Here is a 9056-nt window from a genome sequence, read left to right as displayed (position 1 = left end):
GTGTCAGTCGATACACATTTGACTGACACGCCGCATTCGCGAGCAAGCCCGCTCCCACCATTCAGACTGAGTCCACCCTGACTATCGAGATCCTGTTAATACCGATGAACCTGCCCCTCTTCGCCCGGCGCCTGTTGCGTCCCCTGCTCGACCCCTACCGCCGCTATCGCCACGCCAAGCTGATCCACGCCGTGCGCGTGTCCATCGGCTTGCTGGCGACGATCCTGCTGACCACCGGCATCAACCTGCCCCACGGTGAGTGGGCCTCGGTGACCATGCTGATCGTGATCGGCGGTTTGCAGCACCACGGCAATATCGGCAAGAAGGCCGTGGAGCGCGCCTACGGCACCTTGATCGGCGCCAGCGTCGGCTTGCTCTTGGTGGTGCAGCAGGCCTACTTCGGCCAGCCGTTCTTGACCTACCTGTTGATGTCGGCGGTATGCGGGTTCTTTTCCTACCACGCTATCGGCAAGGGCGGTTACATCGCGCTGCTGTCGGCGATTACCGTGTTTATTGTTGCGGGCCACGGTGACAACCCGATCTCGGATGGTTTGTGGCGCACGGTCGATATCCTGATCGGCATCGTCCTGGCATTGGCGTTTTCCTTCGCCCTGCCGCTGTATGCGGTGTACTCGTGGCGCTACAACCTGGCCAGCGCGTTGCGTGATTGCGCGGCGATCTACAGCCGGATCATCAGCGGCCAGTCGGTGACCGACGATGAGCACCTGAAGCTGCTCAACCGCTTGAACGCGGCGATGCTGCAACTGCGCTCATTAATGCCGTCGGTGTCCAAGGAAGTGCGGATTTCGATGACCGAACTCGACGCGATCCAGCGCCATCTGCGCATGTGCATCAGCACCCTGGAGATTCTCGGCAACACCCGCCCCGATCCTCGCGATGAGCAGGCGATGGCGCGCATGCAGGCGGTGCTGAAGGCCGAGCACCGGCAGATCCGCGTGCAACTGGTGGGGATGGCGCGGGCGTTGAAGTCAGGGGTGACTGAACGGTTGGAGCGGCCCAGCCACATCACTGGCAGCGAGCCAGCACTGGATGCACCGGTGTACAGCGCGCTGGATGGGTATCGTCTGTTGACGGTGCAATTGGCAGCGAACGTGGATGCGATGCGCCAGCGCCTGGCCAAAAGCGCCGGGCGCTGGAAGATCTAGATTGATGGCGTTTTGACACACTTGCACGCCGGAAAACATTCATATTTTTTCTTACATATTTTTCACGTTTTATTCACATGCCGAGACGTAGGGTGAAGCCTCATCCGTTACAAACGTTGCATATCAAGCCCGCCGCCCCAGCGGGCTTTTTTTTGCCTGGGATTCGAGCTAGCGCGAAACCTTGGCGGCGGGCGCCACGGCTTGCTCGCGAATGGCGCGCTGGGTATCCAGCACCTTGGCCAAGGCGTTCTCGGCTTCCGGGCTCTGCTGCGGCACGCGAATCGCCGCCGACACCAGGGTGATCAGCTTGGCCATGACTTCAGCGTCGGTGGCCGGGCGGCCCAGGCTCATGGAATTCATCAGCAGGCGCAGTTCGGTACCCGCCATCACCCCGGAAATCGCCTTGAGGGCAAATTGCAGGCGCACGCCCAGCTCATTGCGCGGCAAATCCGGTAAGGCCAGGGCGAACGCTTCAAAGAAACGCTGGAACACCGGCTGGTAATGCACCTTGAGGTATTCCTGGATAAACGGCGACGTGTCGCTGTAGACCCGCCCCAGGAAACGAATGAACGAACGCCCTTCCCCGGTGCTGCTGGCCGGGTCGCTGCGCTCCAGGCCCATGGCCGGCGCGAACAGCACGCCGAGCAAGGTGTCGCAGTCGAGCGGGCCGTCGGACTCGGCTTCGCAGCGCGCCAGCAGCTCCAGGCGCTGCTCGTTGAGCGGCTCCAGGCGCTGCATCAGCAGGGTTTTCATCAGGGAATCCTTGTCCCCGAAGTGGTAATTCACCGCGGCCAGGTTCACCTGGGCCCGCTCGGTAATCTGCCGCAGCAGCACGGCGTCATAGCCGTATTTGATGAAGAGAGCCTCTGTCGCATCCAGCAATCGAGTCTTGGTAATGTTTGGAGCGCTGAGTTTTTTCGCGACCATAGAAGTTCCACGTGGGAAATATTGTTTTAAAAAATAATTTGATTTTTTATACCGGGGCCGCCGTTCGAAAGCAAGTAGTGACACGCCTTCATATAAACGAAAGCCTTTGCAGACGGGCTTGCCGTGACGAGCTGAAGGTTTTTTGCCCCCCCTGCAGGCTCGTTTGCGGAGTTGTTTCAAAGCGTAAAACCGCTCTACATCCACGGCTGGCGAAGCACGCAGAACACGGTTAGTATTCAAACAATATTTTAAAAACAAGAAATAAAACCAGTCCGTGACATGCACCAGGCAGCCCCGATCTTGTTACAAGGCTTTACCGGGGCGGCACGGCAGCGTCGAGACTGAAGGCGTAGTCATGATGACAACTACCTCCGCGCACCCAGGCTTGATCTCCCTGCAAGGCATCGGCAAAAGCTATCAGCTGGCCGGCCAGCACTTGTCCATTCTCAATGATGTGTGCCTGTCCATCGCCCCCGGCGACAGCTGCGGCATTCTCGGCGCGTCCGGCTCCGGCAAAAGCACCCTGCTCAATATCCTCGGCCTGCTGGATCTGCCCAACTGCGGCCGCTACCATTTTGCCGGCCACGATATTTTCAGCGCCAGCCCGGATGAGCTGGCGGCGATCCGCAACCAGCAGATCGGGTTTGTGTTCCAGAGCTTCAACCTGCTGCCGCGCCTCAGCGCACTGGACAACGTCGCCCTGCCCCTGAGCTATCGCGGCGTGTCGCGCCATGAGTCGGTGGAGCAGGCGTTGCGCATGCTCGAACAAGTGGGCCTGGCCGAGCGCGCGCACCATCGCCCCGCGGACCTCTCCGGCGGCCAGCGCCAACGCGTGGCGATTGCCCGTGCGTTGGTGGGCAAGCCTTCGGTGATCCTCGCCGACGAGCCCACCGGCAACCTCGACAGCAGCACCGCCCAGGAGATCATGGACCTGCTCCTGGCGCTGAACCGCGAGCAACAGGTCACGCTGATTATCGTCACCCACGACGCGCACATTGCCGAACGCCTGGCGCGCAAGATCCTGGTAAGCAACGGCGTGGTGCAAGAGGCCGGGCGCCTATGACCCTGCGGGTGGAACAGAGCCTGAGCCAACTGCTGCATGAGGCCTTCGTCAGCCTGCGCACCCTGGGCAAGCGCTCGATCCTGGCCCTGCTGGGGATTGTGATCGGCAGTTCGTCAGTGGTGGCCTTGATCAATATCGGCCACAACGCGGCGGTAGATGCCGCGATGATTTTCAAGGACATGGGCACCGACACCCTGGTCGCCCAGTTCCCGCCCAAGGGCAATGCCAACACGCCGATGCGCGCTCAACTCGACCTGCAAGCCGTGCGCCGGGCGGTGCCGGGCATCGCCCACATCGGCGCGCTCACGCTGTTCAGCGGGCCGGTGCTGTTCCATGGGCGCAGCGCGAATGCCAACTTCGTCGGCAGCACCCCGGACATCCAGGCAGCGATGCGCCTGGTGATGCAGTCGGGGCGCTTCCTGTCGAGCTTCGACGCCAGTCAGACCTATGCCGTGGTCGGTGACCAACTGGCCCAGGCCCTGGGCGCGCCGGGCGACCCGCTGCAATTGGGCGACCGTGTGCGCATCAACGATTACCTGTTCCTGGTGGTGGGCATCCTCAAGGCCCAGCCACGGGCGATGTTGATGCCGGTGCAGGCCAACGACTCGCTGTTCATTCCCGCCGAAGGCATGCGCCGCATCTATGCCACGCCGCAGATCGGCAACGTGATCATCCGCGCCGCCCCCGGCCAGGACATGGAAGGGATTGCGAAAGAGGCCGCCGCCGCCTTGCAGCCGCAACTGACCGACCACGATGTCGACATCCAGGTGCCCCAGCAGATGATCAACGGCATGACCCGCCAAAGCCGCACCTTCGCCTATTTGCTGCTGGCCCTGGGCGCGATCTCCCTGGTGGGCGGCGGCGTCGGCGTGATGAACGTGATGCTGATGAACGTCTCGGAGCGTCGGCGCGAGATTGGCATTCGCATGGCCCTGGGGGCGCGCCAGCGCGATATCCGCAACCTGTTCCTGCTCGAGGCCGTGACGCTCACGGCGGTGGGCGCGGTGTGCGGCGCGGTGCTCGGCATGAGCGCGGCCTGGCTGTATGCGTGGCTGTCGGGCTGGGGGTTTTCCCTGGCGGTCGCCGCCCTGCCCCTGGGCGTCGGCAGTACCTTGCTGGTCGGCCTGTTCTTCGGCATCTACCCGGCGGTCTCGGCCTCGCGGTTGCAACCGGTGGAGGCCTTGCGCGATGAGTAAATGGCTCTGGTGGCTGGCGCTGATCAGCCTGCCCGGCGTGGCCGCCGACATCGTCATCAAACCGTCGGCACCGAGCACCACCCGCAGCGGTTATGAGCGCGGCGTGTCGTTGGTTGCCCAGGCCACCAGCATGACCCTGGGCGACGCAGTGTACCTGGGCCTGCGCAACAACCCGGCGATCCGCAGCGCCTACCTGCAACGGGTCGCGCAGAAATTCGACCTGCGGGTGGCCGAGGACGTGTTCAACCCCAAGCTCACCCTCAACAGCTACTACCGCAGCAACCGCGGCTCCGCCGACAACACCCGTTATGCCAACGTGGCGCCGGCCACCAGCCTGCTTGGCGAGTACGGCACGCGCCTGAGCATGGCCTGGACCCAGCAACTGAGCAACGCCGACCGTGCCGGCCGCTACCGCAGCGACGGCCTCGACCTGGCGATTATCCAGCCGCTGCTGCGCGGTGCCGGCTGGGACGCGACCACCGCGCCAGTGCGCCTGTCACGCCTGTCGGAGCAGGCCAACCGCCTGAACCTCAAGGCCACCGTGGCGCAGACCATCAGCCAGATCATCGCCACCTACCGCGAACTGCTGCGCGCCCAGGAGCAACTGAGCATCGTGCAGGACGCCCTCAAGCGTTCCGATACCCTGCTGGAGGTGAACAAGGCCCTGATCAGCGCCGGGCGCATGGCCGAGTTCGAAATCGTCCAGACCGAAGCCGATATCGCCACCCAGCAACTCGGCGTGGAGGAAGCACAAAACCAGCTGGACACCAACCGCCTGGCCCTGCTGCGCCTGCTCGCGCTGGACCTGTCCACACCGATTCGCGCCACCGAAGCCCTGGAGGCCAGGCCCATGCAGATCGACAAGCGCCAGGCCTTCAACCTGGCGCAGAACCAGCAGCCGGAATACCTCGCCGCCCTGCTCGGCAGCCAACAGGCCGACCTCAACCTGGTGATCGCCAAGGACTCCGGGCGCTGGCAGGTAGACCTGGTCGCCGGCGCGAACCAGGTCCGCGACAACTACAATAACGACGCCGGCAGCAGCAACAACCGCACCTGGGACAGCTACGCCGGGGTGCAGGTGCAGATCCCCATCGGTGACATCAGCACTCGCCAGGCCGAGGTGCGCGCGCGGGTGAATGTTGAAGACCAGGAAATTCGCATCATCGATGCCCGCCAGGCATTGGAACGCAGCGTGAATGATGTGGTGCGCGACCTCGGCACACGCTGGCGCCAATATGAAATCTCGCAGCGCGCCGTGCAGTTGTCGCGGCGCAAGATCGAGATCGAGCGCGAAAAACTCAGCGCCGGGCGCTCCACCAACTTTCAGGTGCTGAGCTTCGAGACCGACCTGCGCAACGCCGAAAACGCGCAACTCAATGCACTGATCGCTTATTTGAACGCCCAGACCCAGCTCGACTTGACCCTGGGCATGACGCTGGAAAGTTGGGAAATCGCCCTCAATGACTACTGATCGAAAACGCCTTTTGGCCGCCGTGTTGATCGTGCTGTTGGCCGGCGCAGGCCTGTTCCTGCGCACCCCGGCCGACGCACCCGCCGGCGCGTCGGAGCAATGGCTGGCGGTAAAACCCGACCCGCTGGTGCACCAGATCGGCCTGGTGGGCAAGATCGAGCCCGACACCACCATCACCCTCACTGCGCCGTTCGACGGCAATGTGCAGGCCAACCGGGTGGAGCAAGGCCAGCGGGTCGAAGCCGGCCAAGTGTTGCTGAGCATGGACCCGTCCACCCTGCAAGTGCAATTGCGCGAGGCCCTCTCCGCGCAACTCAAGGCCCGGCGCACCGTGCAGGAGCTGCAGGACTGGGACAACGGCCCGACCGTCAGCCGCGCCCGCCGCAGCCTGCGCACCGCCGAGATGAGCGCCGGCAATACCCAGCGCAAGCTCACCGAAAGTGAAAACCTGTTCCAGCGCGGCATCATCCCGCGCAATGAGCTGGACGATCTCAAGCAGCAGGCCCAGCAGCAGCAACTCGACCTCGCATCGGCGCGCAGTGAGTTACAGCAGGCGCTGGATCAAGGCAAAGGCGAATACCGGCAAATTGCCAATATGGAGCTGACCAACGCCACGGTGAAATACGACAGCCTGCACCGGCTGCTCGAGGGCCAGGAGGTCAAGGCGCCGTTCTCGGGCATCGTCGTGCCGGCGCCGGGCAATAACTCATCCCAGGGTGGCAACACCAACGCGCCGGTGCAGGCCGGCAGCAAGGTCAGCCAAGGCCAGGTGCTGTTCGGCCTGGCGAATATCGAGCGGCTGAAAATCGTCACCAAGGTCTCCGAGCTGGACATCAACCAACTGCACCAGGGGCAGGCGGTGGAAGTGATGGGCGATGGTTTTGACGGCGAGCGGCTGACCGGCTCGGTGAGCGTGGTCAGCGGCCTGGCGATTGCCAGCGACAGCCAGGGCAGCGCGCAATTTCCGGTGACCCTGTCGATCCCCAAGCTCACGCCGCAGCAGTTGCAGCGGGTGCGGCTGGGGATGAGTGCGCGGTTGACCATCGTCACTTACAACAATCAACACGCGATTGTGGTGCCAAGCCAGGCAATCGGGCCGGACATGACCGTGGAGTATCGCGCGGCAATGGATCAGCCGGTGGAGCGGGTGAAGGTGACCACCGGGCAGTCGACGCCGCAGGGTGTGGAGGTGTTTGGCCTCAAGCCTGGCCTGGTGAAGATCTCAAAGTAAATGCAGATCAAATGTGGGAGGGGGCTTGCCCCCTCCCACATTTAGGTTTGGGTGAGTTTGGCGGCCAGCGCCTTGGCCTGAAGCGCTACATCCGTGACCGCCGTGCTCTCCCACCACATCCCGCGCAACGGCGGGCCCATGGCAAACAACCGCGCGCTCACCCGCCCCTGCGCATCCAGCACCGCGCCGGATTTATCCGCCGCAATCCCCAACGCCAACGGCCCCGGCTGGATCAGCCCGCGCTTGAGCAACTGCTGGGGCAACGGCCGGGCTACGCGGCGCCAGTCGTACTCGATGCCGCTGGAGTTGATCAGCGCCGCACCCGACACCTGCGTAATCGCCTGCTGGCCACGGTAGCGCAAACGGATCGTCACGCCGCTGCCCGAAGGCTCAAGCCCCTTGAACGACGCCGCGCGAATTCGCAGGCGCCCTGCCTCGTGCAACCGCGCCACCAGCTGCGCGCTCAGGGGCGGCGAGCGGTGGTGATGGCTCTCCCACCACGGCCGCACATGGCGCACGAACTGGCGTTTCTCGCCTTCACTGGCCTGGCTCCACAACCGCCCGATATGCGCACGCACGGTGTCCAGCGGCGCCTGCCAATCGATGCCCTGCGCCTGCGCGATGCGGCATTGGCGTCGTACCTCACGCAGCAATTGCCGCGGGCTGCGCAGGGCCTGGTCGGCGGCCAGGAAATCCTCCCAGCCCGGTGGCTGCCGGCGTACATGCGGCAGCAGGCCATGGCGGGAAAAAATCTCGATTGGCCCACGGTGCCCGGCCTGTTCCAGAGACACCACGGCGTCGACCATGGTCAGCCCGGACCCGATGATCAATACGCTCGATTGCGGATCGAGCTGGGTCATCGCCTGCACGTCCCACGGGTCCACGGCGGCGGCGTTCACGCCGCTGGATTCGGTCTGTGGCGTGCGTGCAGCGGGGAACATGCCGGTGGCCAAAACCGCCTGGGCGCCGCGCAGTCGCTGGCCGTTATTCAGGGTCAGCAGGGTCGAATGCGCTTCAACTTGCAGATCGATCACCTCCCCGCGCACATGCTCCACCGTGGACGCAGACAACGCCTTGGCCTCGGCCAGCCGCTGCTGCGCATACAAGCCAAAAATCCCGCGCGGCGGGAACAACTCGCTGATCGGCACGTGTTGCTGGTCCGACTCCGGCCAACCGCCGGCGCCGATGTAGTCGCTGAGCCATTGGGTCAGGTCGTCGGCATTGTCCGGGTCGACGCTCATGCGCGCCGCATTGCCGTTCAGGGTGTGGCCCAGCTCCACCGCGCTGTAGGCCTCGCCCCGCCCGAGTTCGGCGCGCGGTTCGAGCACCAGGATGTGCCGCTGGCCAGGCAGGCGCAGCAGTTGCACAGCCAGCATCGTGCCGCTCAGGCCGCCGCCGATGATCAGGACATCAGCGTTGCGGATGGATTCTGTCATGCAAATTCGCCCTTACTGTTTACCCAGATAAATGTCGTGCAAATCGCCCCGCGCCAACAGCTCAGCGGCGCTGCCACTCAAGGCCACGCGCCCAGTATCCAGCACATAGCCGTGGGACGCATAGTTGAGCGCGACGTTGATGTTCTGCTCGGCGATCAGGAAGCTCACCTGCTGCTCGCGGTTGAGCTGCGCGATGATCTCGAAAATCTCCTGCACGATCATCGGCGCCAACCCCATGGATGGCTCGTCGAGCAGCACCAACGTTGGACGCGTCATCAGTGCGCGGCCAATGGCGACCATCTGCTGCTCGCCGCCGGAGGTCAGCCCGGCGCGGGTATGGCGCTTGGTCTTGAGCCGGGGGAACCAGGCGTAGATGCGCTCCAGGTCACGCTCCATCTCCTTACGGCTCAGGCGCCGCACAAAGCCGCCGCTGCGCAGGTTGTCCTCCACCGTGAGCTGGCCGAACACATGGCGCCCCTCCAGCACATGCACCATGCCCTGGCGCACGCGTTGGCTGGGGTCGACGCCGGCCAGGTCGAGGCCGGCGTATTCGATCACGCCGCGGC

8 protein-coding genes are annotated in these 9056 nt (G+C 64.1%); 5 read left to right on the top strand and 3 right to left on the bottom strand.

From position 1 onward, the window contains the following. Positions 1-104: 104 nt before the first annotated feature. Positions 105-1166 (top strand): FUSC family protein, encoded by a 1062-nt coding sequence (locus WBR57_RS06330; RefSeq protein ID WP_424083099.1) that lies wholly within the window; start codon positions 105-107, stop codon positions 1164-1166. Between the two features lie 168 nt (positions 1167-1334). Here the strand turns inward: WBR57_RS06330 and WBR57_RS06325 are convergent, their stop codons facing one another. Then, positions 1335-2093 (bottom strand): TetR/AcrR family transcriptional regulator, encoded by a 759-nt coding sequence (locus WBR57_RS06325; RefSeq protein ID WP_424083098.1) that lies wholly within the window; start codon positions 2091-2093, stop codon positions 1335-1337. Positions 2094-2448: 355 nt separating this feature from the next. Between WBR57_RS06325 and WBR57_RS06320 the strand changes: the two genes are divergently transcribed. Genes WBR57_RS06320 through WBR57_RS06305 form a run of 4 tightly spaced genes read left to right on the top strand, consistent with a single transcriptional unit; the run spans position 2449 to position 7054 of the window. Further along, entirely contained in the window at positions 2449-3156 is a 708-nt protein-coding gene (locus WBR57_RS06320) for an ABC transporter ATP-binding protein (protein ID WP_424083097.1), read from the top strand. Beyond that, on the top strand, positions 3153-4352 hold the full coding sequence (locus tag WBR57_RS06315) for an ABC transporter permease (RefSeq protein ID WP_424083096.1): 1200 nt from the start codon (positions 3153-3155) through the stop codon (positions 4350-4352). The genes WBR57_RS06320 and WBR57_RS06315 overlap by 4 nt, the downstream gene beginning before the upstream one ends. Beyond that, positions 4345-5823: a TolC family protein gene (locus WBR57_RS06310; protein ID WP_424083095.1), complete on the top strand. Its 1479-nt coding sequence runs from the start codon at positions 4345-4347 to the stop codon at positions 5821-5823. The genes WBR57_RS06315 and WBR57_RS06310 overlap by 8 nt, the downstream gene beginning before the upstream one ends. Continuing rightward, entirely contained in the window at positions 5813-7054 is a 1242-nt protein-coding gene (locus WBR57_RS06305) for an efflux RND transporter periplasmic adaptor subunit (RefSeq protein ID WP_424083094.1), read from the top strand. Before WBR57_RS06310 ends, WBR57_RS06305 begins: the two co-directional genes overlap by 11 nt. 41 nt (positions 7055-7095) lie before the next feature. Here the strand turns inward: WBR57_RS06305 and WBR57_RS06300 are convergent, their stop codons facing one another. Together WBR57_RS06300 and WBR57_RS06295 are read right to left on the bottom strand one after the other, a co-directional pair. Continuing rightward, a complete protein-coding gene (locus WBR57_RS06300; protein ID WP_424083093.1) occupies positions 7096-8490 on the bottom strand; it encodes an FAD/NAD(P)-binding protein in 1395 nt (464 codons plus the stop codon). A gap of 12 nt (positions 8491-8502) precedes the next feature. Continuing rightward, positions 8503-9056 (bottom strand): ABC transporter ATP-binding protein (locus WBR57_RS06295; RefSeq protein ID WP_424083092.1); only part of this gene is annotated, 554 nt, incomplete at its 5' end.

Source organism: Pseudomonas sp., assembly GCF_049590575.1.
Taxonomy (GTDB): Bacteria; Pseudomonadota; Gammaproteobacteria; order Pseudomonadales; family Pseudomonadaceae; genus Aquipseudomonas.
This window is presented reverse-complemented; position numbering and strand designations above follow the sequence as displayed.

Bases quoted from the DNA above. Each gene is read 5' to 3' on its own strand.
- WBR57_RS06330 (WP_424083099.1), top strand. From the start codon at position 105: ATGAACCTGCCCCTCTTCGCCCGGCGCCTGTTGCGTCCCCTGCTCGAC.
- WBR57_RS06325 (WP_424083098.1), bottom strand. From the start codon at position 2,093: ATGGTCGCGAAAAAACTCAGCGCTCCAAACATTACCAAGACTCGATTG.
- WBR57_RS06320 (WP_424083097.1), top strand. From the start codon at position 2,449: ATGATGACAACTACCTCCGCGCACCCAGGCTTGATCTCCCTGCAAGGC.
- WBR57_RS06315 (WP_424083096.1), top strand. From the start codon at position 3,153: ATGACCCTGCGGGTGGAACAGAGCCTGAGCCAACTGCTGCATGAGGCC.
- WBR57_RS06310 (WP_424083095.1), top strand. From the start codon at position 4,345: ATGAGTAAATGGCTCTGGTGGCTGGCGCTGATCAGCCTGCCCGGCGTG.
- WBR57_RS06305 (WP_424083094.1), top strand. From the start codon at position 5,813: ATGACTACTGATCGAAAACGCCTTTTGGCCGCCGTGTTGATCGTGCTG.
- WBR57_RS06300 (WP_424083093.1), bottom strand. From the start codon at position 8,490: ATGACAGAATCCATCCGCAACGCTGATGTCCTGATCATCGGCGGCGGC.